The sequence below is a fragment of the Desulfosarcina variabilis str. Montpellier genome, from assembly GCF_048565275.1.
In the GTDB taxonomy this organism is placed as follows: Bacteria; Desulfobacterota; Desulfobacteria; order Desulfobacterales; family Desulfosarcinaceae; genus Desulfosarcina; species Desulfosarcina variabilis.
In genome coordinates, this window is the sequence record NZ_CP159846.1 from 3899962 (window position 1) to 3925201 (window position 25240).

22 protein-coding genes are annotated in these 25240 nt (G+C 52.7%); 11 read left to right on the forward strand and 11 right to left on the reverse strand.

Features of this window, described 5'->3' with window-relative positions:
- Position 1: 1 nt before the first annotated feature.
- The 6 genes from Dvar_RS17550 to Dvar_RS17575 all read right to left on the reverse strand — a co-directional run bounded on the left by Dvar_RS17550 (position 2) and on the right by Dvar_RS17575 (position 6406).
- The gene (locus Dvar_RS17550; RefSeq protein WP_419662978.1) at positions 2-1675 is read right to left on the reverse strand and encodes a fatty acid--CoA ligase; all 1674 of its coding nucleotides are present in this window, start codon (positions 1673-1675) and stop codon (positions 2-4) included.
- A 24-nt stretch (positions 1676-1699) separates the two neighbouring features.
- Complete coding sequence (locus tag Dvar_RS17555) at positions 1700-2464, reverse strand: enoyl-CoA hydratase-related protein (RefSeq protein WP_419662979.1); 765 nt, start codon at positions 2462-2464, stop codon at positions 1700-1702.
- 571 nt (positions 2465-3035) lie between these two features.
- Positions 3036-3815: an SDR family oxidoreductase gene (locus Dvar_RS17560; RefSeq protein ID WP_419662980.1), complete on the reverse strand. Its 780-nt coding sequence runs from the start codon at positions 3813-3815 to the stop codon at positions 3036-3038.
- Between the two features lie 23 nt (positions 3816-3838).
- Positions 3839-4597, reverse strand: a complete 759-nt coding sequence (locus tag Dvar_RS17565; protein WP_419662981.1) for an SDR family oxidoreductase — start codon at positions 4595-4597, stop codon at positions 3839-3841.
- A complete protein-coding gene (locus Dvar_RS17570; protein WP_419662982.1) occupies positions 4597-5616 on the reverse strand; it encodes an electron transfer flavoprotein subunit alpha/FixB family protein in 1020 nt (339 codons plus the stop codon). Before Dvar_RS17570 ends, Dvar_RS17565 begins: the two co-directional genes overlap by 1 nt.
- Position 5617: 1 nt before the next feature.
- Positions 5618-6406: an electron transfer flavoprotein subunit beta/FixA family protein gene (locus tag Dvar_RS17575; protein WP_419662983.1), complete on the reverse strand. Its 789-nt coding sequence runs from the start codon at positions 6404-6406 to the stop codon at positions 5618-5620.
- 201 nt (positions 6407-6607) lie between these two features.
- Here Dvar_RS17575 and Dvar_RS17580 point away from each other — a divergent pair, with 201 nt between their 5' ends.
- The 8 genes from Dvar_RS17580 (at position 6608) to Dvar_RS17615 (ending at position 13744) form a co-directional block, all read left to right on the forward strand.
- The gene (locus Dvar_RS17580; RefSeq protein ID WP_419662984.1) at positions 6608-7318 is read left to right on the forward strand and encodes a histidine phosphatase family protein; all 711 of its coding nucleotides are present in this window, start codon (positions 6608-6610) and stop codon (positions 7316-7318) included.
- Positions 7319-7376: 58 nt separating this feature from the next.
- Positions 7377-8582, forward strand: a complete 1206-nt coding sequence (locus tag Dvar_RS17585) for an acyl-CoA dehydrogenase family protein (RefSeq protein ID WP_419662985.1) — start codon at positions 7377-7379, stop codon at positions 8580-8582.
- 179 nt (positions 8583-8761) lie between these two features.
- Positions 8762-9505, forward strand: a complete 744-nt coding sequence (locus Dvar_RS17590; RefSeq protein WP_419662986.1) for a TetR/AcrR family transcriptional regulator — start codon at positions 8762-8764, stop codon at positions 9503-9505.
- Between the two features lies 1 nt (position 9506).
- The gene (locus Dvar_RS17595) at positions 9507-10574 is read left to right on the forward strand and encodes a phosphotransferase family protein (RefSeq protein WP_419662987.1); all 1068 of its coding nucleotides are present in this window, start codon (positions 9507-9509) and stop codon (positions 10572-10574) included.
- 51 nt (positions 10575-10625) lie between these two features.
- Positions 10626-11492, forward strand: coding sequence for an alpha/beta fold hydrolase (locus Dvar_RS17600; protein ID WP_419662988.1), 867 nt, complete (start codon positions 10626-10628; stop codon positions 11490-11492).
- A 6-nt stretch (positions 11493-11498) separates the two neighbouring features.
- Positions 11499-11891, forward strand: a complete 393-nt coding sequence (locus Dvar_RS17605) for a DUF1330 domain-containing protein (protein ID WP_419662989.1) — start codon at positions 11499-11501, stop codon at positions 11889-11891.
- A gap of 12 nt (positions 11892-11903) precedes the next feature.
- A complete protein-coding gene (locus tag Dvar_RS17610) occupies positions 11904-13052 on the forward strand; it encodes an NAD(P)H-dependent flavin oxidoreductase (protein WP_419662990.1) in 1149 nt (382 codons plus the stop codon).
- Positions 13053-13105: 53 nt separating this feature from the next.
- The gene (locus tag Dvar_RS17615; protein ID WP_419662991.1) at positions 13106-13744 is read left to right on the forward strand and encodes a CehA/McbA family metallohydrolase; all 639 of its coding nucleotides are present in this window, start codon (positions 13106-13108) and stop codon (positions 13742-13744) included.
- 363 nt (positions 13745-14107) lie between these two features.
- On the opposite strand, the gene Dvar_RS17620 is transcribed toward Dvar_RS17615, so the two are convergent.
- From Dvar_RS17620 to Dvar_RS17630, 3 genes are all read right to left on the reverse strand, one after another.
- Positions 14108-16540 carry a hybrid sensor histidine kinase/response regulator gene (locus Dvar_RS17620; protein ID WP_419662992.1) on the reverse strand — a complete coding sequence of 811 codons (2433 nt, stop codon included), beginning with the start codon at positions 16538-16540 and terminating at the stop codon, positions 14108-14110.
- Positions 16501-17712, reverse strand: coding sequence for an amino acid ABC transporter substrate-binding protein (locus Dvar_RS17625; RefSeq protein ID WP_419662993.1), 1212 nt, complete (start codon positions 17710-17712; stop codon positions 16501-16503). The genes Dvar_RS17620 and Dvar_RS17625 overlap by 40 nt, the downstream gene beginning before the upstream one ends.
- A gap of 460 nt (positions 17713-18172) precedes the next feature.
- The gene (locus Dvar_RS17630) at positions 18173-19765 is read right to left on the reverse strand and encodes an arylsulfatase (protein WP_419662994.1); all 1593 of its coding nucleotides are present in this window, start codon (positions 19763-19765) and stop codon (positions 18173-18175) included.
- Between the two features lie 391 nt (positions 19766-20156).
- Between Dvar_RS17630 and Dvar_RS17635 the strand changes: the two genes are divergently transcribed.
- Entirely contained in the window at positions 20157-21710 is a 1554-nt protein-coding gene (locus Dvar_RS17635) for a phospholipase D family protein (RefSeq protein ID WP_419662995.1), read from the forward strand.
- Positions 21711-21973: 263 nt separating this feature from the next.
- On the opposite strand, the gene Dvar_RS17640 is transcribed toward Dvar_RS17635, so the two are convergent.
- Entirely contained in the window at positions 21974-22681 is a 708-nt protein-coding gene (locus tag Dvar_RS17640) for a 2'-5' RNA ligase family protein (RefSeq protein ID WP_419662996.1), read from the reverse strand.
- A gap of 941 nt (positions 22682-23622) precedes the next feature.
- On the opposite strand from Dvar_RS17640, the gene Dvar_RS17645 reads away from it, so the two are divergent.
- Complete coding sequence (locus Dvar_RS17645; protein WP_419662997.1) at positions 23623-23865, forward strand: type II toxin-antitoxin system Phd/YefM family antitoxin; 243 nt, start codon at positions 23623-23625, stop codon at positions 23863-23865.
- Positions 23859-24125: a Txe/YoeB family addiction module toxin gene (locus Dvar_RS17650; RefSeq protein ID WP_419662998.1), complete on the forward strand. Its 267-nt coding sequence runs from the start codon at positions 23859-23861 to the stop codon at positions 24123-24125. Before Dvar_RS17645 ends, Dvar_RS17650 begins: the two co-directional genes overlap by 7 nt.
- Before the next feature lie 360 nt (positions 24126-24485).
- Here Dvar_RS17650 and Dvar_RS17655 read toward each other — a convergent pair whose 3' ends face one another.
- A complete protein-coding gene (locus Dvar_RS17655; RefSeq protein WP_419664128.1) occupies positions 24486-25136 on the reverse strand; it encodes a mechanosensitive ion channel family protein in 651 nt (216 codons plus the stop codon).
- Positions 25137-25240: the final 104 nt, after the last annotated feature.

The window sequence follows — 25240 nt, forward strand, 5'->3', positions numbered from 1 at the left end:
TTTATCTGCCCGGAAGAAAGTACTCTCCGTCGGCATATTTTTGTCGAATGGTTTTCTTGTCGATTTTACCCACGCTGGTTTTGGGAATCTCCTCGAGGACGACGTATTTGTCTGGAACGGCATACCTGGGTATCAGTCCGTTGGCGGCTGCTTCGGCCATATGCTGCTTCAGATGGTCGATACCGATGGGCTCCTGAACACCTTTTCTCGGCACCACCAGCATCAGCGGGCGTTCGCCCCATTTGGCATCGGGCACGCCAATGGCTGCCGATTCGAGAACCAGCGGATGCCGGCTGATGACGTCTTCGAGATCCAGGGACGATATCCACTCCCCCCCGCTTTTGATCACATCCTTGATGCGGTCGGTGATTTTAAGATAGCCTTCTTCATCGATGATTCCGATGTCTCCGGTGTGCAGCCAGCCATTGTTCCACAGCTCAGCCGTCTTCTCCGGCGCTTTATGGTAGGACATCGTCAACCAGGGGGCCCGCAGCACCACCTCACCGGCGGACGATCCGTCGTGGGGCAGGGGCGTGCCGTCCGGGTCCACCACCTCGATCTCCACCAGCGGCATGGGAAGACCGGTTTTGGTGAGAATATCGATACGCCGGTCCATGTCCCATTCCATCATGTGGTCTTTGGGCCGGGCCACGGACACCACCGGACAGGTCTCCGACATGCCATAGCCGGCCACGATATCGATGCCGGCATCGACCGCCATTCTGGCCAGCCCTTTTGAAAGGGGCGCGCCACCAATGCTGACCTTCCAGTGCGAAAGATCGAGCTGCTGGACGGCCGGACTGGCGAGCATCATCTGCAGGATGGTCGGCACGCAATGGGAAAAGGTGACCTTTTCGGTAGTGATCAGGCGCAGCAGCATCTCGGGTTCATATTTGCCCGGATAGACCTGTTTGGTGCCCAGCAAGGTGGAAATATAGGGATAGCCCCAGGCATGCACATGGAACATGGGGGTCAGGGGCATATATACATCCCGTGACCGAAAGCCGCCGACGTTTTCATAGCAACCGCTGCCGACGGCGATGCCCAGGGTGTGCAGCACCAACTGACGGTGGGTGAAATGCACCCCTTTGGGATTGCCCGTCGTACCCGTGGTGTAGAAGGTCGTGGCCTTGGTGTTCTCATCAAGGTCGGGAAAGTCGAAATGGTCCTTGGCGCCTGCCAGCATGCTCTCGTATTCGGCGTCCACCGCAAGATCAGCGGCCTGGGGGCCGTTTTGATCGATCAAAGCGATGACGGTGCGAACGGAGGGGACGCTATCTTTGATCGCCTGCCAGATCGGCAGAAAGTCCGTATGGATAAACAGTACTTTGGGCTCGGCATGATTGAGGGTGTAGAGAATCTGGTCGGCGGACAGGCGCCAGTTGACCATCTGCAGAACGGCGCCCATCATGGGGATGGCGAAATAGCCTTCCAGATAGCGATGGCTGTCCCAATCCATGAACGCCACCGTATCGCCGGCATCGACACCCATGGCCGTCAGACCGCCGGCCAGCCGGTGAACCCGCTCGATCATCTGGCGGTAAGTGTAACGAAACTGATCGCGATAGACGATTTCCTGGTCAGGCGCCACCACCAGGGGGGTGGTGAGCAGCTTCTTGATGATCAACGGATAATTGTAGCACTCTCCGGGCTCGTACGAATTCTCATTCCTCATGCCTGGTCTCCTCCTTTTAAGCGCCTATTTTCCCTGAAATACCGGCTTGCGTTTTTCCACGAAGGCCGAGAAACCTTCCTTGCGATCCTCGGATGCACCCACGACTTTGGCGCCCTGGGTTTCCACTTCCAGGCCCCGCTGCTGTCCCTCATACGTGCCGGCGGCAACCGCTTTGAGCACGCAGCTGACGGCGATGGGAGGGCGCTGGGCAAGACGGTCGGCAAAGGCGAGGGCTTCGTCCATCAACGTTTCCGGGGCGCAGAGCTGGTTGACCAGCCCGATTTCCAGCGCTTCCTGGGCATTGACGGTTTTGCTGAACAGCATCATATCCAGCGCCCGGGCTTTGCCGACCACCTGGGTCAAGCGTTGGGTGCCGCCCCATCCGGGGATGATTCCCAGGTTGAGTTCGGTCAGACCGGCGAACACATTGGGGCCATCGGCCATGATGCGAAACTGGCAGGCCAGGGCCAGTTCGAGTCCGCCTCCCATGGCGTAACCGTTGATGGCGGCGATGACCGGTTTGGGAAAGCGGTCAATACGGGTCCACAGTTCACGTCCCTTGGGGCTGGTTTTAGAGGCGTTGGCCGCATCTTTGACGTCGAAGCCGGCGGAAAAGCATTTGTCTCCGCTGCCCGTAATCACCACGACTCTGACATCAGCGTAGTTTTCAACGGCGTCCACCGCCTCTTCAAAGGATTCCATGGTCGCCCAATCCCATGCGTTGGCCGGCGGATGGTTGATAGTAAGAATAGCGATATGGCCTTTTTTCTCCACAAGGACGTTGTTCATTGCTCCTCCAGAAAGTCGTCAGCATTATCAATTGTTGGTGAATTCGGTTGCGCTTTTCTCGCATTTTTTTGCGCGGGTCATATTCATTAACACACCGCATGGGCACTATCGATGCATGTTGGAGACCTAACAGCAATTTTTCTGCCAGATAGCCAAGATAGGGTGAAAAAGAAAATTTTAACAATGATTCCAGTGATTAATAAAGTCATCCGAACGGTTTCCAGAAAGTGTTGGGATTGGCGGAATATGTAGAATATTCTATACATTTTGGGTGAATATGTTGCTCAAACACTGGGCCACATGGATTCTTTGCATTTGATGAATATCCTCTACACGTATAGAATCCTCATCAGCTGTTGCCGTGATTGGGAGCGATGACCATCGTTGGCACCATATTTAACCATGAACTCGTAAAAAGTCTTTTTCAGACGGATTTGTAAAAAGCCCGAGATCAAGGCTTGCGAATCCTGAGGAATACCGCTATCGCGGGTGCCGAAGGCAGTGTACTGCTCGTACTCCGCAGTGACGAAGGATGAAGCGTAACGCCGATATCGGACTTTTTACGAATCCGTCAACTCTGCGTTTCCAGCGCTTTCTCCCTGTACCGTCGCTGCAGACGCTGCATGCCGCCAATCCAGCCGTCATAGTCCGATGTTTTGCGCTGGATGTAGGTGCGAACCTCGGGGTGGGGCAGGATCAGGAATCGCTTGTCTGCTAACGCATCGATGACATGCTCGGACACTACTTCCGGCTCGATGATCCCGTTGACTCCGGCGACACCGGCACCCCGGCGCGTCATGGCGCTGTGAACGGCCTGGGGACAGATCACGGCCACCTGAATGCCGCGGTCACCATAGGTGATCGCCAGATTTTCCGCGAGCCCTACGGCTGCATGTTTGGTCGCCGAATACGGCATCGATCCGATCTGACTGAGCAGGCCTGCCGCCGATGCGGTGATGATCAATGTGCCGCGGCCTTTTTTGAGCATTTGCGGAATGACTGCCCGGGCCGCATAGATGTGCGCCATCACATTGACTTCCCAGATTTTCTGCCACCGGGCATTGTCCACATCGATATCACCGCGGATGAAAATACCCGCATTGGAGCAGAACAGATCGATGGGGCCCCAATGTGCCTGGGTCTTTTCAACGACGTTCACGACATCCGCTTCCCGGGTCACATCACAGCCCAGTCCAAAGGCTCCGATTTCCTCAGCCAGTGCCGCTGCGCCGGCTGCATCGATATCCACCACCACCACCTTTGCTTCTTCTTCGGCAAACCGGCGGCACAGGGCCGCGCCGATGCCACTGGCGCCGCCGGTGACGACGACAACCTTATTTTTCAGATTCATAATATCTCCTTATACTAGTGGCACTATGCTAATGCACCGCCATCGCAGACTACTGCCGTCCCTGTCGTAAAACTCGCCGCATCCGAAACCAGATAAAGCACCGCCCCGGCCATTTCCATGGGCTCTGCGTGCCGTTTCAAGGGGATCCGGGACATGGCGTGCTGGTAAATCTCATCACTGTCAATCAATGCCTGGGATAACTTTGTTGCGGTCAGTCCGGGTAACAAGGCGTTCACCCGAATGTTCTTCTCAGCCAGTTCCTTGGCATAGGCTTTGGTCATGGCGATCACGCCGGCCTTGGAAATGGAGTAGATTCCCTGATACAGTGCCGGTGTCACGCCATTGATGGAGGCAACGTTGACAATGCTTCCGCCGCCGCCGGCGGCCATCAACCCGGCGGCATGGCCAATCAAGAAAAACGGCCCTTTCAGATTGACGCCCACGGTCTTGTCCCATGCCGCTTCCGAGGCATCGGTCATCAGGCCGAAATAGGGATTGGTGGCCGCGTTGTTGACCAGAATGTCAAGCCTGCCGTAGTCGCTTTGCACCTGATCGATCAGCCGTTCGATACGGGACAGATCTCCCATGTGGCAGGCAAGCACATCGGCTTTACCACCGGCGGCCCGGATTTTAGTCTGAACGGCGGCGAGTCCGTCCGTCTTGCGGCTCACAAGCAAACAGGTCGCACCATACTGCGCCAGGGCCAGGGCAATGGCCTCACCGATTCCCCGGCTGGCGCCGGTAATCAAGGCCACTTTGTTTTCAAGGCTGAATGAGATCATTATTTTTTCTTCCTCTCTTGATTGGGATTGCCGTCGTCTGTTTCGGTTTGACAGGCATCGACGACCAGGGGGATAAACTGCATCAAATCCTCAACAATGCACACGTCCGCATCATTGAAAATGGGGGCATGCGGATCGGTGTTGATGGCCACGACAAATCCGGCGCCGCGCATTCCCATGCGGTGCTGGACCGCACCGGAGATGCCGCAGGCCAGATAAAGGGCAGGACTGACCGTGGCCCCGGTGACGCCGATCTGGCGGTCGTAGCCCAGCCAGTTCTGATCGCAGACCAGGCGCGTGCCGCCGATTGCCGCTTTAGGGAACAGGGCCGCCAGCTGCTCGATCGTTTTCAGGTTTTCCTGGCTTCCGATACCCATGCCGGCGGCCACGATGACATCCGCGTTGTTGAAATCAGTGGAATTGGTGATGGGGTCCAGCACGCCCATCAATTGGGTGTCGCTTATGGTTTCATTGCCGTGCCTGATGGAGACGGTGCCGGGCCTCTGGCCACCGCGGTATGGCGATTGAAACATGCCGGGCAAGGCCGTCACCAGCGTGGTCGCAGTGGTTGCTGCATAGCAGCCCTTGACTCTGCCGCCATAAAGATCCTTATAGAAGCAGATGCGCCCTTCACGGCAATCGATATGATCCACACCGGTGATGCACCCGGCATCGATATCCACCGCCACCGACGGGACCCATTCCGCGCAGGTGGCGGTATGGCTCACGCACACATACGTTGGTGAAGCGTTCTGGATTTCGCGGGCAAGGATTCGCCGATATGCTTCGTGGGTGGGGGTTGCCAATGCCGGGTCGGCGATCACGGTTACGTCATAGCCACTGCGGGTAGCGATTTCTTCGGCAATACCGGTTTCGTTGGCCCCCAGCACCAGCACCCGGGCCGTGCCTTTGGCCAAATCCTGCAACCGATCGGCTATTCCCAGAGCCGCCTCGGCGTCTTCCCGGATCCGGTTGTTTATGCTCTCCAATACAATCAGAATGTCGTCAGTGGTTTGCATCTCAGGATAAAAATGCCCTTTCACGTAGAATGGTTGCCAATGCCGCGGCTTTTTCCTCCGGCGTGCCCTCCAGCATTCGTCCTGACCTCGAGCGCCGAGGCATGACCATCCCCATGCTCCGGGGCACCGGCGCCCCGGGTTGATCGCCCTCCAATGGCAGGCTGTGAACCGGCTGCCGGTTGGCGCGCAGCAGATTGGAAAGGGAAGGGTAGCGCGGCTGGTTGATGCCGGATTGAAGCGACAGTACCGCCGGCAGACGGAGTTTCAACTGCAGCCGGGCGCCTTTTTCGATCTCTTTTTCGATTGTCACGGCACAACGGGCGGGATCCAATTGCAGACTGACCACGGTCGTGGCGCATGGCCAATTCAAATGTGCCGCCAACCGCGGCCCCACCTGACCATGCATGCCGTCCTCGGACATACTGCCGGTCAGGATCAGTTCATAGTGTGTCGATTGCGCATACCGGGCGATGCCTGCCGCCACCGCTGCCGGGTCAGGGTCCGCATCAACCCGGGGGCGCAAATGGATCCCGGCCTGCGCCCCCATGCCGACGGCACGTTTGATCACGTCAAAGCATCGATCGGGCCCCGCCGTCAGCGCGTCGATGCGAACCGGCTGTGTCAATGCGAACCCCTCTTGAATCTGAAGCGCCGCTTCCAGGGCATATTCATCATAGCGATTCATGTGAAAGCTTGTGGGCTCGTCCATCGTGGCCCGGCCGCCGGCGGTTTCGGAAACCGTCAGCGCATCCATATCTGCTACCTGTTTGACACAAACCAGAATGTTCATGGGCTCGTCCATCGGGTGTGAAATTGACTTCCTGACCATCCTTAAAAGCGATGGTCTTCATTTAGGCCGCGTCAGGCAAGATGTCAATAAAAAAATAACGATCGTTCGTTATTATATATTGACATGGATCAGCCGGACTGCTATCTCACTTGCAACTGAGTAATTCAGCTTTTTTAATCGAGGTGAAGGTAAAGGGACGTCATGAGTGAGATCTATCTCTTCAGGCATGGTCAGGCCTGCTTTGGCACAAAGAATTATGACCGGCTATCGACCATTGGCCGGCGCCAGTCTGACATTCTGGCCCGGTTTCTGGCCCACAACGACATCCGCTTTGATGCCTTGTATGCCGGCCGTATGCGGCGGCATGAACAAACCGCCAGACCGTTTTGCTACCGGTATGGTGCCCGCCGTCCTGAACTGACCGAGCCTAAGCCCATGGCCGCCTTCAATGAGTACGATTCCAGTGCCCTGCTTGATGCCCGCAGATGCCTGGATGCCAGCCGGGAAGACGAGGCGGACCGAGGTGCCTTGCACAAGCAGGATAAAAAAGCGTTTCAGGCCTATTTTGCCGACACCGTCGCTCGGTGGGTGGCCGGTGATTTCGATGGGGATCCACGCGTTGAATCCTATGCTTCATTCTGCCGGCGGGTTCAAAAGGGCCTTGAGCAGATCATGGCGCGGCACGGCAGTGGTCAGCGGATTGCGGTGTTTACTTCCGGCGGGCCTATTTCCGTGGCCGTGAAAAGCGCACTGTCGCTCAGCGATGAGAAAACCGTCGCGGTCAGCTGGCAGATCGTGAATGCGTCACTGACCTGCCTGAAATTCAGCCGGCAGACGTTGGGATTGTCCATGTTCAACAGCGCGATGCATCTTTGGGAGGCCAGGGATTCGTCACTGATCACCTATCGATAATGTTTTTCAGAAATGACCCATTGAAACTATAGCTGCATTATACGAAAGAGGAAAAACAATGGATTTCACCATATCCGAAAAGATGCAAACGATTCTGGGGATGATGGATGAGTTTGTGACCCGGGAACTGGTTCCCCTGGAAAAGGAATTTCTGGCTCACCGGCTGGATAGCCTTCTGCCGGTGCTGGAAGAGAAACGGGCCATGGTTAAACAGATGGAGTTGTGGGCACCGCTGCATCCCGTGGAATACGGTGGGATGGGACTTTCGCTCAGCGAGAGCGCCCTGATCTTCGAAGCCCTCGGCCGGTCGCCGCTCGGCCTTTATACGTTTGGATGCAACGCGCCGGATGCCGGAAATATCGAAATCCTGCATCAATATGCTACGCCCTACCAGGTCGAAATGTTCCTGCATCCGCTGGTGGAAGGAAAGATCCGCAGCTGTTTTTCCATGACCGAGGTAGACATGCCCGGATCCAACCCGGTGATGATGGAAACCACGGCCATCAAGGATGGAGACGATTATATCATCGACGGTCACAAGTGGTATACGTCCTCGGCCGACGGCGCGGCCTTCGCTATCGTTATGGCGGTTACCGATCCTGGCGCCCCCCTCCATCGGCAGGCCAGCATGATCCTCGTTCCCACGGACACTCCCGGCTTTAACCTGGTGCGCAACATTCCGGTGATGGGGCACACCGGGCAAGGGTATTTCAGCCATGCCGAAATTTTGTATCAGCATTGCCGTGTTCCACAGAAAAACCTGCTTGGCGAGGAAGGGGCCGGCTTCAGCATTGCCCAGAGCCGTCTGGGGCCCGGACGGATCCACCACTGTATGCGCTGGATCGGCATCTGCAACCGTGCCCTGGATCTGATGTGCGCCCGGGCGCTTGAGCGCAGCATTGCGCCGGATCGTAAATTGGCCGGCAAACAGATTGTCCAGGCCTGGATCGCCGAAAGTGCCGCCGATATTCAGGCCGCCCGTCTCATGGTGCTCCACGCTGCCTGGAAAATCGATCAGGTCGGGGCCAAAGCGGCGCGCAAGGAGATTTCACTGATCAAATTCGTGGTCGCCAACACCCTGCAGCGCGTGGTTGACCGGGCACTGCAGGTCCACGGGGGGCTGGGAATGACCGACGACACGATTCTGGCTTACTTCTACCGGCACGAACGGGCGGCCCGGATTTACGACGGCGCCGATGAGGTCCACAAGACATCGGTTGCCAAACAGATTTTAAGAACCTATGAAGGCAAAACCATAGCGTAGCGTCCGTCCAGAAATAGGCAAATTTGGTCGAGATCAAGGCGCCCGAAAAATTTTACCACAGACATATGGTTGATATTTCGAGGATAAAATTTTTCGCGCAACGCCGATATCGGGCAAATTGGCCATTTCTGGATGGGCACTTAGTCTCGATATACCCTTTGCCATGATAGGAGCGGTCCATGCCCAAAACAGATAAAAAAACGAACCCCATGGGGGATGCCAGGGAATCAGAATTAAAGGATTTCAACCGCTTTGCTGAACAGGTCAATGCCCGCAAGCAAGAACACTTTCTGGAGCTGTTCGCCAAAAACCGCGAGTCTTTTCAGATCAAGAAAGAGAAAACCATTGCCAAGAATCTGGAACGGATTTTCGCCGCCACCCTTAAAATCAGCAATGAAAAGGGGTTTCATGCCATGAGCATGAGAGACCTGAGCAGGGAAACCAATCTGAGTACCGGTGCGCTGTACAACTACTTCAGCGGAAAAGAAGACCTGTTGACGATGATGCAGGCCCAGCGGCGGGCGATCACCCGGCACTTTCTGGTGACCGCCATCGATGCCGGAAAAACACCGGTGGAAAAACTGCGCGCGGCGGTCACCACCCACCTGTATCTGAGTGAGATCATGCAACCCTGGTTTTATTTCTCGTACATGGAAGCCAAAAATCTATACCCGCAGGAACGGCAGGCGGCAATTCAGTCCGAACAGAACACGGAAAAAATGTTTACTTCAATCCTCGAAGACGGCGTCCGGCAGGGCATATTTGAATGCGAGGACTGCCTGATGACCGCTAGTATGATCAAGGCAATGCTCCAGGACTGGTACCTGAAACGCTCGAAATACAGCAACCGAAAGGTTTCCGTGATCCAGTACAGCCGCTTTTTAATTGCTTTTCTTGAGAAAAATTTGCTGGCAGGGAGATAGAGTGGAATTTCGCGACCAACCACAGTCAGTCAGACCCGGAGAGATGCTTTGCGTCGACGCCATCGAAATCTTTTTAAAAGACACGATCCCCGGACTGCAAGGCAAATTAACATTCAAGCAGTATCCCAGTGGGGCGTCCAACCTGACTTATCTGGTCTCCTGCAAGAATCGCCAGATGGTGCTGCGATGCCCGCCTTCTGGGACCAAGGCGGCATCCGCCCATGACATGGGGCGCGAGTACAAGGTGCTTTCCGCCCTTAGTGGCCACTGGCCCTATGCGCCGCGTCCATTGGCCTATACCGATGACGACTCGATTATCGGCTGCCCGTTTTATGTCATGGAACGCATCGAAGGCGTTATCCTGCGCCGGGAAATCCCACCCGGCTTGTTTACTTCGGCTTCCCAGATACGCACCCTCTTCGAGAAATTCGTCGAGGTCCTGGTTGACCTTCACGCGCTGGACTACCAGCGCATCGGTCTGGGGGATTTAGGGCGGCCGGACGGATATGTCCAGCGGCAGGTGTCCGGATGGAGCAGACGCTATCGCGCGGCACGCACGCCCGATGTCCCGGATTGTGAGGCGATCATGAGTTGGTTGGCTCAGAAAATGCCGCCGGAAACCGACCGCCCCACCATCATCCATAATGATTACAAGCTCGACAATATCATTCTGGATGCAAACGATCCGCTGAAAATCATCGGCGTGCTGGATTGGGAGATGACGACCATTGGCGATCCGCTGATGGATCTGGGCAGCACGCTTGGATACTGGGTGGAGAAAAATGATCCGGCGGAGCGTCACCTGATGCGATCCATGCCGACCCATCTTGACGGTGCCATGGGGCGTGAGGCGTTTGTCCAGTACTATGGACGATTGTCGGGCCGGCAGATGGATCATTTCGACTTTTATCATTGTTTCGGAATTTTTCGCATGATCGTGATCGTTCAGCAGATCTACTATCGATACTACCACGGGCAGACCAGCAATCCACGGTTTAAAAAATTCGCCGATGGCGTTCCCGTGCTTGCGCGGATGGCCAGGCGGGTCATCGAGCAATCCGACCTTTGATCTCGGGTGGACCTGCCATACCAACAAATAGAATAAAACGGCGGCGACTCAATGAAAACACACCTCATCACCGTTTCACGCGGGACGTTCAGTGTTCGTGAAAGTGAGAATCAGGACGGCATCCCGGTGGTCATGCTGCATGGATGGCCGGAAAGTTCCTATTGCTGGGAGGCGGTGTCGGCCTTCCTCGATCCGAGGCTGCGGGTTATTGCGCCCGATCTGCGTGGATTGGGTGACAGCGAACGCACCCTGAACGTCGAGGCTTACCGGAAAGGCGCCTTGGCCAGGGATGTCATCGAGATTCTGGATGCCCTTCACATCGACACCTTCTTTCTGGTGGGGCACGACTGGGGCGGCATCGTGGCCCAGGAACTGGCATTGATAGTGCCCCAGCGGGTCGAGCGTCTAGTAACCATGAATATCGCCGTGCTCACGAACCCCAAGGGCACCGGTGAGGCGCGCAGGATCATTTTTGGCAACGGCGGCGTGGCCTTCTGGTATCAGTACTTCCAGCAGCAGCCGATGTTGCCGGAAACCATGATCAAAGGCAATGAAGCGGTGTGGATCCGCTATTTTTTCGGCAAGGCCGGGCAGGACGGCACGATACCGGCTGAGGCCATCGCCGAATATATCCGCTGTTACCGCATCGAGAACACGCCGGCTACGGGAGCGGCCTATTATCGTTCCATGGCCCTGGATGCCGACCACTGGGCCGGAATCGGGAAAAAGAAATTTTCCATGCCCAGTCTCTATGTTCACGGAAAAAAGGATTCCGTCATCATACCGGCGTTTCTGAAGCACATCGAGGACGGTTTCGATGACATTCAAGTGGCCTCACTTGATGCCGGCCACTTCGTTCAGGAAGAAAAACCCCGGGAGGTCGCGGATCTTTTGAACGACTTTTTTAATAGGAGTTGAATGGATATGGATGGCATCGAATCCAACGCGGACCAGCTTCAGGCGCTTGCAACAGAAGCCGACGACAACGATAACCCTGTTGTCATGCTCAATTTGCTCAAGTTCAAAAAGGATAGGGGACACGCAACCTATCTGCGCTACATCGAAAAAACAGGCCCATTTGTGAGAAAGGTGGGGGCTGAAGTCCTGTACTTCGGCATGGCCAACGAACTGCTTTACGGCAGTGAGACATGGGATGCGGTGCTGTTGGTCAAATATCCCTCGCGCAAAGCTTTTTTAAAAATGGCCACCGATCCGGACTATCTCAAGGCCCACGAATACCGCATACACGCCCTGGAGCGTGCGGTGCTCTATGCCACTGATCCGGCCGGCTACAAAACACTTCAAACCCATTTTTAACAGGAGGAAATCATGGCTAAACCGGTCTTGAGAACAAAACTGTGCGACATGCTCGGTATCGACTATCCTATTCTCAGTGCAGGGATGGGACCGACCCTGATTGGTGAAAGAACCGGCGCACCGGTAGAGCTGGTGGTGGCCGTCTCCGAAGCCGGAGGCCTGGGCGTGCTGGGCGGCAGCGGATTTACGGTCGATGAGTTGCGCGACGCCATCCGGGATATTAAAGTCCAGACCGATAAGCCTTTCGGCGTCGATCTGCTGCTGCCCAAGAGCGTCGATATGAGCGGAACCAATACGGACGCCAATCAGGTGCCGCTGAGCGACGTGTTGAAAAGCCTGCCGCAAGCCCATCAGGATTGGGTCAACAAAGTAAAAGCGGACATGGGGCTGCCCGACACCGAGGTGATGGTGCGCAGGAATACCACGGTCAGGCGTCCCAAAGAAGCCGTTCAGGTCTGTCTGGAGGAACGCGTGCCGCTGTTTTGCGCCGGGCTGGGCAATCCCGGGTTCATGGTGTCCGATGCCCATGCAAGGGGCATGAAGGTGCTGGGCATCACCGGCAACTCGAAAAATGCCAGACGCATGGCGGAATCGGGCATTGACCTGCTTGTGGCCCAGGGCCATGAAGGGGGCGGCCATACCGGGCGTATCGGCACCATGGCCCTATTGCCGGCGGCCATCGATGCCGCCAGCCCGGTTCCCGTACTGGCCGCCGGCGGCATCGGTGACGGCCGGGGGGTTGCCGCTTCCCTGGCCATGGGGTGTATTGGCGTGTGGATCGGCACGCGCTTTCTGGCCACTGACGAAGGAGGCGCACTGCCGGTCAATAAGCAGCGCATCATCTCTTCCACGGATGAGGATACGCGTGTCAGTACCGCCTATACCGGCAAAACCCTGCGGGCCAGTTACAACAAATATCATGACCTGTGGGCTGATTCGGGGTTGGATCCTTTGCCGTTTCCGACCCAGGTGATGATTTCCTCGGCACTGCTGGCAGCCTTTGTGGAAGCCCATCAGGATGACTATGTGGGGGGGCTGGCCGGGCAGGTATCCGGCATCATCCACGAGATCAAGCCGGCCAGGACCGTACTGGAGGAGATTGTGGAACAGACGGTGGAAATCCTTTCGCGTACAATGCCGGAAAGCGTAACGCTCAAGTAGCACGTATCTGAACCCGATTGGATCCTGACAACCGGTTTTCTCTGGGGACGAGCATGTTCAAAGTCGATTTACATGTGCATTCGGTCCTGGGTGGCGATGCCGCCACCCTTCCGGAGGAAGTGGTTCCTAACGCACGCCAGGCCGGCCTCGATGGCGTCTGCATCACCGAACATCACGACCATGGATTGAGCCAACCCTTCGATGCCATCGCCTGCAGCACTGCATTTCCCATTTTTCGGGGTATGGAATACCGCGCTGAAGAAGGTCACCTGCTGGTTTTCGGCGTGGCGGCGGGGAGAAGCGATCTCTGGCCTGACCTTCCCATGCAGCAGGCCATCGATTGGGTGAACCGAAAAGGGGGTGTGGCCGTCCCGGCCCATCCCTTTCAAACGGGTTTTCTCGGTCAATGCTTAGGGAAACGGGTTTTGCAGCTCGAGCATCTTGTCGCGCTGGAAACCATCAATGCCAGTGCAACCAGCGAAGAAAACCGCCTGGCCCGGCAGGCGGCCGAACAATTGGGCATTGCCGGGATTGGCGGTTCCGATGCGCACGGACCGGGCGCCATCGGCCGTGCGTATACGTCCTTTTCAGCACCATTAAGGACCAACGCCGACCTGGTTGCGGCCTTACGAAACGGTAGATATGCAGCCTGCGTAAATAACCATTGGCGACCCCGGTTCAAGTCAACCTGACCGGTGTCCACGTTTATCGGGAAAATCGCCCTGTGTGGTTTTCAACTTTCCATACGGTGCCCATCTATTATGAGGGGAAAAGATTTCCTTCTGTATATTTCGGAATATCAATACCGGGAAGATATTTAGATCTTTGATCTGAGTGAAAATTCCACCTTAAATTGAGCTAAAAAGTTTTTAATCATGTGAGGGCCGACCACCATATATTGGGGTCGGCCTTCTTGATATAAATTCCCATTTAGATAGCAGTAAAGTCAAGGTTCTAATTCATTGTTGAATGTCGAGTCTATCTCGAAAATAATAGCTATTGGGGTGGGCGGTCGGACAGATCGGTTGGTGATACATTAAATATCCACTGGGTTATTATTTCTCCAACGCCTCCTTAACGGCCAATCCCAACTTCTCAAGAGTAACCGGTTTCTTTATATATCTGCCGGCACCTAATTTTTGGGCTTCCTTCACATTATTTGATTTAGCGAATCCGCTTATGATGACAGCCTTCTGGTCAGGATTAATCGCTATTATCCTTTTGTATGCTTCACAGCCATCTATGCCCGGATCCATAATCATATCCAGCAAGATCAGGTCCACAGTATTGCCTTTGAGATATTCGACCGCTTCTTCGCCACTGCCTACGGCGACAGTTTTGTATCCTAAGGTGTCTAACATCTTGCAGGATATATCTCTTTGGCTTTCCACATCGTCAACCACCAATATCGTCTCTCCTTCACCCTTGAGATCTTCAAGGGACAGGGGCAGTTCCTTTTCTGATATTTCATCCCTTGTTAGCGGAAAGTACAAATCAAATATTGTTTCGTTCTCGTTACTTTTTACATCTACGTAACCTTCATGATCCTGCACCACATTCCACACAACGGACAGGCCCAATCCGGTACCGCTTTTGCCCATTTTTTTCTTTGTGTAAAACGGCTCAAATATCCTCTGCAGGTCATCGGATGCTATTCCGGGACCATCGTCCGATATTGACAGGATAGCGTATTCACCAGTTTTTACATCGTCATAGCCTTTTAAAGGCCTGTCTATATAACGGTTCATCGTCGATATGGTAACATTGCCTTCACCCTCGATTGCCTCCGAGGCGTTTGACACAAGATTCATAATTGTTTTTCTGATGTGAATATGAGAACCATTTATATTGAACAAATCGGTGTCGAAGTTGGTTTGAACTGTAACTGTGGGATGAAAGCTTTTTAGCTTATTGAATTCTGGGGAATCCAGATACTCTTTGACCAATTCATTTAAGTTCAGTGGCTTTTTGGTGGTGGCCACACCTCTTGTTATGGTCAGCAGATCCTGGACGATGGCAGCAGCCCTGTTCCCGGACTCCTGTATTGTCTCGATTGCCTTTCTGTATTTGCTGTCCTGAGGTAATTCCAATAAAAGTACTTCCGGATAGCTTACAATGCCCGACAGAACATTATTTAAGTCATGGGCTACGCCGCCCGCCAGAAGACCCAGGCTCTCCAGCTTTTGCGACCGAAGCATCTGTTCACTGATCCGCTTCTGGTCTTGTTCTTTTTCCATCAGTTCGAACTCGGAGCCCACCATCCGACCTATTGTTTTAACGAATTGCATATCCCAGTCGTTGATTTCTCGAGCCTCTCCGAAAAGATGAGCGCAACCGATTGTGCGGCCATTTCGGTCAGAGATGGCTAAACCGATGTAACACTCGGGTTTGTTGGCAACGATGCCCTTATAGGCCGCAAATTGTTCTGTGGCCCCGTGCTGGATTACGGTTGGCTCTGACCGGCCATTCAATAATTCGCAGGGTAAACCGTTGGCGAGATCGCCCAATTCAAGGTTATATCCCTCTGCCTCTGCCTCTGCCTCTGCCTCTGCCTCTGCCTCTGCAACTGCCATGATGCAGAAACCGGTGCCTTTCTCTTCGGCCCTATTGATCACGGTGTTGAGGCCCATCGCATCAGCAATCACCCTGGCAATGGCGCGGAAAAATTTTATACCCCGATGGGTCGTTCCGATCGTGTAGAGGCGCTCCAGCCATTGGGTATGCGAATTCAGCGAGGACATCATTTCGGCGATATTGTGGCTCAGAAATTCAAACTCGTAGATGCCTCGGTAATCAGGAGGGCGTTTTTCACGAACGGCTGCGATGATTTGCTGAACCGGATTGCGTAGCCCTCGCGCCAGTGCGAAAATCATGACAGAAAGTCCCAGCAGCAGGACAACGATTGTGAACGCATAAACCGCTTTGACCCGATCGATTAACGGGGTAAAAGGTGTCGTGTCGCTTATCAAATCGATATGCCAGACCCAGGGTTTGAAATCAAAATGATGGAAATAGTATACTTTATTTTCGATCCGAAGGTTCCAGGTTGTCGTTTTTTGATGGATTTTGGCGATATTGGCGAGTAATGCGGAATCGATCTGGAAAGATAAAAGCACCTTTTCTTTTCTCTCACGGAGGAGAATGCGCAGGTTGTGCCGTTTGGCGTAATCCTCGATAGCTCCCAGGGTCAGTGCCCGCCTGATTCGCACCATTTTTGCGTTGCCCATTTGGCCGTTCTGAAGAAGCGTCGTGAAATTGCTGTCACAAATGTCGTAGATTTCCCTGGCGGTGCGGGCCAGGGAAGCGCGTATTTCCTGTTCGGCGTAATCGGAGATGGTTCGAAGTACAAAAAAATAGAAACCTATGCCCACCGAGCAGACCACTAAGACGACCGGAGCGATCATTCGCAGCGTTAATTTATTAAAAATGGGCGCTTCAGAAGTCATGGTCAAAATCGTGCCTTGGCGGTCTGAATGGCTTCCGGCCATACGAGTTCTTTCTGCCCGTTTTGCCATTGGATGATGAACGCTTGCTGGCGAACCTGTTTTCCGGTCTGATTGACTCCGAATCGGCCGATTATTGTCATGATGTCGAGATTGAAAATCAATGCGCGTACCTTGTCCCGATCGATACTTCCGGTCTCTCTGATGGCCTCGGCCAGTACCTGTCCACCTGCATAGGCCAGACCGGCGTGGTAGCCGGGTGTTTCGCCATATGCCGCGATAAAATCGGTTTCGAATTTTTGAGCGCCGGGATAGTTGGCGCGGGGTTCCCAAAGAGAGGTCGTGAAGACGCCTTCGGCTTCTTCGCCGCAGCGGTCACGGAAAGCGGGAAATGTAGGACCCACCGAAGCGTATCGGGCCTGTGGATGCCATCCGACGCGTTTCAGGGATTTGACCATATGAACAGACTCATTGATGTGTCCGCATACAATCAACACATTGGCCCCTGATTTTCTGGCCTTGACCATGAGATTGTCGAGTCGCTCGGTCCCTTTTTTGAAGTATTCAAAAAGGGTGGTATTCAGCCCAAAACGCCGAGCCCAGTCCCGGGCGCCATTGGCCAAATCGACCGAAAAAGAGTCGTCGGCACTGAGAATCGCGATGTCATCCAGATCGTTCAATACCAGAAGCTCCATAAAACCGACAACGAATTTGCTGGCTGTCGTGTACACGCCGATCACGTTGCGGTAGCCTTTTTCCCACAGCCGGTCCGCCGCAGCCCCGGCTACCAGTATCGGGATGCCATGTTGCTCTGCTATTGGCAATACCGCTTCCGTGATCAGGCTCGAATAGGGGGCGAATAGAAAATCGACCTTTTCCGTTTCGATTAATTCCCTGTAGAGGCCGCGGGCGACCTCCGGCGAACTGCCGTCGTCTTTGAAGATAATTCGCACAGGCCTTCCGAGAAGTCCACCGGCAACGTTGACATGCTGCTCCCAAATTTGAAACCCTTTATGCAGGGCGTCGGACATGACTGCAAAGCGCCCGGTCAGCCCGAGACTTACACCGATCCTGATCGGTTCCTGGGCAATGGCGGTTGCTGTCATCAGCCTCCAAAACAGGCAAAGCAGCGAGATGACCACTGCGGATTTTCGGACAATCGCCATCCATCCTGCCAGATTTCTCGATTGCTGGACAGGTCTTAATGCGGTTCGCATTATGAACTCCTTTGGCATTCGGAACGAAAATAAAAACAACGCCTAATTGCGGTTCATGAGCAAACATCCGAAGAGGTCACGAACATTCATTGGGGGTAGCTTAAGTGTAACCATATATATCAGATTGTGATAGGAATGCAAACTCTCGGGGTGGGCAATCGGGCTGGCTTATCTGGGATAAATTGAGATTGGAGGCCGAATCAAGCCCTTGCCAGGTGCTGGGACAGATGCCCCTCGGATCAGTGGCAAGTATTTTCATGGTCACACAAGTACGTTCTGGCTATCCTATAAAAAGAGCCTCCACCGGACCTTGGCATAGCTTGCCAGGCCCCAAAAGTATCCAAGAAGACCTATAATTTGCATTTAGCAAATGTATATCATAAGCTCACCTTCGCTTCTTATCAGAGACACCCATGCTGTTCAAAATGGCGCGTACCGCTGTTTTCTAAAATTTGCGAATCTACTGTCTTGCTTTCTTGATAAACTCATCAACCACATTAGACATGTCAAAACTCTTGCCTCCTTGGACAGGGGGATATTCTGCAAGTGACTTGAGGTGTGTGGCCATCAATTCCCCCATCGGTTGGATTAGCCAGGAGACCTTTTGCATCAGATGGCCGTAAGAGTCTTTGTTGTCGTAGCTTTCGAAAGGATCCATCCTGAGGTTGAAGACCAGTGGGACCGTGCGTGGTACGACGTTGGCGTAGTAGTCCTCTTTGGTGGAAAAATGAAATTTCCACGGACCCATCCGCACAGCGGTAAGCTTTGATTCATAATAATAAAATATGTGGCTTCGCGCCGAGTGGTCGGTTTCCCCCTTCCAGTAGGGGAGGTTGTTGACACCGTCGATATACTGTTTCTTTTCCTTTTTCATCTTTTCGGCAACATTGTCGATGCCCGCCGCAGCAGCGAGGCTGGTGAACATATCCTGGTGGCTCTGGATACCGTTTAAGATCTGTCCGGGATTGATCACTTCTGGCCATCGCAGCATAGAAATCACGCGCACACCACCCTCGTAAGTCGACATCTTTTCCCCGCGGAAAGGTGTAGTACCACCATGGGGCCAGGAAGAGTGCTCTGGACCGTTGTCGGTGGAATACCAAACGATGGTGTTCTTATCGAGGCCGTTTTGCTTGAGAAAGTCGAGCACGCGGCCGATGTCGTGGTCGTGCTGTAGCATCCCCGAACCGTGGTAATCCGCCTCCGAGGTGTATTGTTCGGCTGCGTAGCGCCACGTGTCATTGAGACGCGTATATAGATGCATGCGGCTGGTGTTGAGCCAGACGAAGAACGGCTTGCCAGAGGTCTTGGACCGCTTCATGAAGTCTTCAGCTTTAGGAATGACTTCTTCTTCATCGAAGTTTTTCATCCGCTCCTGAGTGAGAGGCCCCGTGTCCTCTATCCTCTGCTTGCCCACCTTGCCAAAGCGCGGATCCTCGGTGGTATCATCGGTGTCGGTGGCGAAAGAGTGGATAACGCCACGCGTGCCGAACTTTTTCTCGTATGCTTCAAGGCTGCCCGAATAGGCCTTGCCGAATCGTTGGTAGTCGCGTTGTTCGGACTCTTCTTGGGTGTTGAGGTGGTACAGATTGCCAAAAAACTCGTCGAACCCGTGGACGGTGGGCAGGTGTTCATTGCGGTCTCCGAGGTGGTTTTTTCCAAAGTGGCCGGTGGCGTATCCGACTTCCTTTAGGACCTCTGCAAGACTGGGCGAGGCAGCCTGGAGGCCGAGCTTGTCACCCGGCTGCCCGACGGTGGTCATGCCTGAGCGAATCGGGTACTGGCCAGTGATAAAGGCGGCGCGGCCGGCGGTACAAGACGGCTGTGAATAGTGGTCGGTGAAGCGAACTCCTTCCAGGCCGATACGGTCAATATTTGGCGTGGTGTAGCCCATAACACCCATGCCGTAGGCACTTACGTTTTGCCAGCCGATGTCGTCGCCCCAAATCACCAAGATATTAGGCTTTTCCGTTTGGCAAAAAGCCGAACTAATGAGAAACATTAAAAAAAGAGGAACTAGGGCAACCGAATACAAAATGCGAACTTTTTTCATCGTTCGTTCCTTTCTTTTGTTGGCTATATTGCAGCAGAAAACTAAGGAACTGGAGGAATGTGCCATCAAAGACACAACAAGCTCTTTCTATTGATAATCACTAAACCTGTCATTACAATGAATAAACTGGAAACTATCCACGGCAGACACTGTGGGTTTTTGATAATAAATTAGGGTAAAGTTTGAAAATCCGTACCTGTATTGCTAACAGACACAGGTATGAAGCGGATTTGCCGTTGCCATGCAGCCAGTATTTCCGGCACCGTTTCAATTGCATGACCACCGGTTTTAAAAAAATTGCGGTATGATTAAAGATTCAAGATATGACTATCAATAATAACTTCCGAAACCGATCAATCAATAAAAAAATTGGTGCATTTGAGGACCTACCATGAGCGGTAATTCCATCAGTTTCATTTCATTTTGCCTTTCGATTCTCTTTACATTAACCGGCTGTGCGACCAGATTACCAACAGATGTACAGCGGATGCCGTCTGCGGCGATCACCGACCACAGCACCACCTACTTGGGCCAATTATTCGACAGCGCCGCTGCCATGCATCCGGCTGAGTCCGGCTTTACCCTTATCCGCAAAGGGCGTCCGGCATTCACGGATCGCATTGCCATGACCGCTCTGGCGGAAAAAAGCCTCGACCTGCAGTACTATATCTGGGAGGCCGACACCACCGGACGCATTCTTTCGCTTCGGTTGGTCGAGGCCGCCAACCGGGGCGTCCGTGTACGCGTGCTTATCGATGACAACACTATTGCCGGCAGGGATTCACCCATTGCCGCCCTCGATGCCCATCCCAACATCGAGATCCGTATTTTCAACCCATTTGCCCATCGGGGCTCCCGACTCTTCGGTTATCTGACGGATTTTAATCGCCTCAACCATCGGATGCACAACAAGGTCATCATTGCGGACAATGCGCTGGCGATTGTTGGGGGTCGCAACATCGGCAATCACTATTTCGGCGTTCACACCGATGCCAATTTCAGGGATCTGGATATTGCGTCGGCCGGACCGATTGTTAGGGATCTATCCATGGTCTTCGACCACTTCTGGAATGGGCAATGGTCTTACCCCATATCGACGCTGGTAAACCGAACCCACTCCAAGGACGATTTAAGCGACACCGTGGCCACCATTCAGACGTTGATTCAAGAGGAAGCGTATCCCTACCCTCTAAATCAGGACGTCGCTCAGCTTACGGGTCAGATGAGGAAGGTCCGCGATGACTTTATTTGGGCCCAAGGAGAGGTCATCTGGGACGACCCGCGGACTCTGCATGACGGAGAGGGAGCCTCGATAATCAATGAAAAGCTTTACCGAAAATTTCAGACCTTAGAAAATGAACTTCTCATCGAATCGGCTTATTTCGTGGCGGCCGACCGAGGTGTCCAAGCGGCCCATGAGCTTCAGAAGAGGGGCGTGAAAGTCCGCATATTGACCAATTCCCTGGCCTCCAACGACGTTGTGGCGGCCCATGCCGGGTATGCGAAGTATAGAAAGCCGTTGATCGAGACCGGCGTTGAACTTTACGAACTTCGACCGGATTCGGTCTCGCCGACCGTGGTGGAACAAAAAATTATCTCCAGTGGCCAGTCCAAAGCCGCCTTGCACACCAAGGCCATTGTTTTTGATCGAGAATCCATTTTCGTAGGCAGCTTCAATCTGGATCCCCGGTCGGCGAATATCAATACCGAGATGGGGTTGTATGTGAAGGACGCGGAACTGGCCCGTCAACTGGCCGTTTACATGGATGAAGGAGTACAACCCATTAACGCTTACCAGGTGGTGTTGGATGAAAATGAGAAGGTCGTTTGGCGCACTCAAATAGACGGTACGCCGGTCACCTACACGAAGGAACCCGAGTCTACATTCTGGCAGCGGTTCATGTCGGGATTCATTAAAATGTTGCCTGTCGAGGGACAACTTTGATTACCCAGATGATTTCAATTGTTTTGATGACATAGCAAGCGGTTAATGCAGGAGTATGGATTGATGGCCGACAAAACAAACAATTGATCTTCTGAGAACCGCGCAAGTACGTTCTGGCTATCTCACAAAAACACACCTAACCGAAAGTTGGGGTTACCAGCGGATGTATCTATCAAGAATAAATTGAAATTTGCATTTAGCAGCTTCAAATCCAGAAGAGCACCTGCTCTACTTTGTTTGACTTCTTCTATCCGGCTGAAGACTTAGTGGTCGCGATCCAGACGTTTTGATGCTGTTCCAAAGTTTCCGAGCTGATACGTCACGATACCCTTGGCACCAAAAGTGAACTTGCCGAATGGTTTCTTCTCCAGTTCTTTCAACCAGTCGAGTGGCGCAATCCCGATCGTTACGTGCGGATTGAATTTATCTCCAGTTTGGTTGGGTACGAAAGTGTTTACATATTCGAAGAGGATCGGATCAAACGGGGTACCGGACTTATCAGGAACGAATGCGGACTCACCCCCTCCTTTTCGCGCATAGACATTAACAGCTTCAATGAGCGCTTGCTGCAATGCATGTAACTGTTCAGTGGGTTCGACAACAATACCGGCCAGTCCGTTTTTACCGGTTGGAATATGGTAGAGACCAATTGCCGTCATTTCCAGGTTGCTCATGTCGAACTTCGACGTTACTTCATCCACGGCAGCCAGGACCTTCTGTAAATCGGATTTAGCGATGAACCGCTGGATCAGGGTTATGTGAGGGGCGTGTTCTTCGTCAAGTTCGAATCCTTCAGGGCTCTGCTCTCGCATCATGGCATTCCATCTTTCGGCTTCCTCTATCATCTTAGGACCTGGCTGAATCAGAACGTCAATGGCGATCAGATCGCTTTGGCCAAACGCGGGAGACGCGGATATTACGAATGCAACAATGAGTAGTATATGTAGCGCTCTGTGTATTTTTAGAAGCATGTCAGTTCTCCTGGGAATAGTGTGATCTTTTAAAAAGATTGCAATAAATATCAAGCTGTCAAACCTGATGATTACCAGTATTCCAAATCAGGAGAAAGTCCAGATTAATTGAAAAGAGCTTCCGAATCATACATTTGTGAAATCTTGGGTTAGATTCTCCTCGGATCAGCAGCAAGAATTTTCATGGCCACGCAAGTACGCTATGGCTATCCCACAAAAACGGATGCCACCAGAACTTGTTATACCTTGCCATAACAGCCGGCGGACTCTATTTGGGCGGGAATCTATATGTTGTGGTCGGCTATTTGGCCTTGATGTACAGATTATAAAAACAGCAACAGTACAGGAAATCTAAAAAATATCAACAGGCTGAAATCCTGCGATATCATGCCAGAAGGTGAAGATTTGGTCTCGATTTTCAACGGCCACAAGATGGTGCGGTTAGCTCAATGCAAGTAGACGTTTGTGATTACAACAACCTAAGAAGTAGAGGTCCGGGAGAGGTCCGGGGAGATGTCCAGGACGCCCATTTAAGTGCGGGCCACACCAACCCAACTGCAATTAAGGTAAAAAGGCTGAAGAAGGTGACCTGCTTGGGGTCTATTTTACGATTTTCAGAGATAAAAATCGTACTATAGGCTCATTTTCATTAGTTCAGTTCAAACCATTCCCCATCACCTCCTATATCGCTGTTTTGACCCCAAAAATCGCAATATAGATGGTATTTAGACCCTTCTTTTCCTTGTTTTTCGTTAATAATAGTGTGTTGCCTCGGCCCGTCTCCAATTCACGGCAGCGTATTCTATCCGCTATTTCTTCGTCTTTAAAAAGTTGGTCGCTTATTATCGCCCGGCCGGTGAAGAGCCCGAACTGCTTACAAAAACCTTGACAGAGCGTACGTTAAATCGTACGCTTTTCAAAAAAATGCATTGAGGTGAATTATGCCGACTTTATCAGCCACTGAGGCAAGATCGAAACTTTACCGTCTTATCGACCAAACCACATTGTCCCATGAACCTATTGTTATCACAAGTAAAAGAGGTAATGCTGTTTTGCTGTCCGAGGACGATTGGCGGGCAATCCAAGAAACAATGTACCTCTTAAACATACCAGGCATGCGCGAGTCAATTCGTGAAGGTTTGGCAACACCTGTTGAGGATTGCAAAGAGGAACTCGATTGGTAAATTACAAGGTCGTTTTTACAAAACAAGCGCAAAAAGACGCTAAAAAATTGTCTGCCTCCGGCCTTAAGGCAAAGGCTGAACAAATTATTGAAATTCTACGAGACAATCCTTATCAAACACCACCTTTCTTTGAGAAGCTCGTGGGAGATCTGGCTGGCGCCTATTCCCGCCGTATCAATATCCAGCATCGGTTAGTCTATGAAGTAATTGAGGATGAAAAAATAGTGAAAATTATCCGAATGTGGACGCATTATGAATAGTTGATCCGGGTGAGGTCCGGAACGGGCCACACCAACCAAAGTACAAAGGCTGAAAAAGGTGGTCTGTTTGGGGCCTATAGTACGATTTTCAGGGCTAAAAATCGTACTATAGGCCCATTTTCATTGATCCTTAACATTTCAGGAGACAGTTTCACCTAAGCTGGGCGATTCAAATTCTGGTTCACATGAAAATGGGTAAGCATGGTAATACGATCGGTCATTATTGCCTCCCAGAATTTGACCCCCTTGACGGGATTGCCGATCTCAACGCATCTCCGGCGTTAGATGGCTTCCCGCATAGGCGACTATAGCGCAAAGCCATCTGCCTTGTATATGCGGCAAGCTCGACAATCGCCCAGTTTAGGTTTCATTAACAAGGATGACCTTGCGGTGAGGGAAGGGAATTTCAATATTGTTCGCGTCCAGCGCTTTTTTAACCTGTTCCGGTACGCTGTAAAGCACGTCGAAGTAGTGAGCACCATCGCAGAACGGGCGCACGAGAAAATCCACCGAACTGTCGTTTAAGGTCTCGACTTCAACGAAGGGCGACGGATCTTTGAGAATATGGGGGTGATTGGCCAGGACTTCGTCGATCACCTTACGGGCCGCATCGATATTTTCATCGTATGCGATGCCGAAGTGCATGTCCACGCCACGTACTTCGTGGTGTGAGTGATTGATAATCTGCTCGCCCCAGATCTGGCTGTTTGGAATAATAATCTTTTTATTGTCGAATGTTTGCAGGATCGTGGTGAACATGTCGATCTCTGTCACCTTGCCGAAGCGGCCGGCGGCATCGATAAAATCACTCACTTTGTAGGGGCGAAATATCAGGAGCATCAAACCCGCCGCAAGGTTTGACATGGCTCCCTGCAGCGCAAGGCCCACCGCCAGGCCAGCCGCACCGAGTAGAGCCACAATCGATGCTGTTTGCACCCCAAAACGATTGAGTATCGCAATAAATACGAAGGCGAGGACAATGTAACGCGCAACACTGCCTAAAAAAGGAATGCTAAATAGACGACATCAGGCTGTCTTTTGAAAACATAACGGAGTCTTTTGTAGTAGACCCCATCCCGGGGCTTGTCGTCAAGAGAAGAATGTCCGCTTTTCAA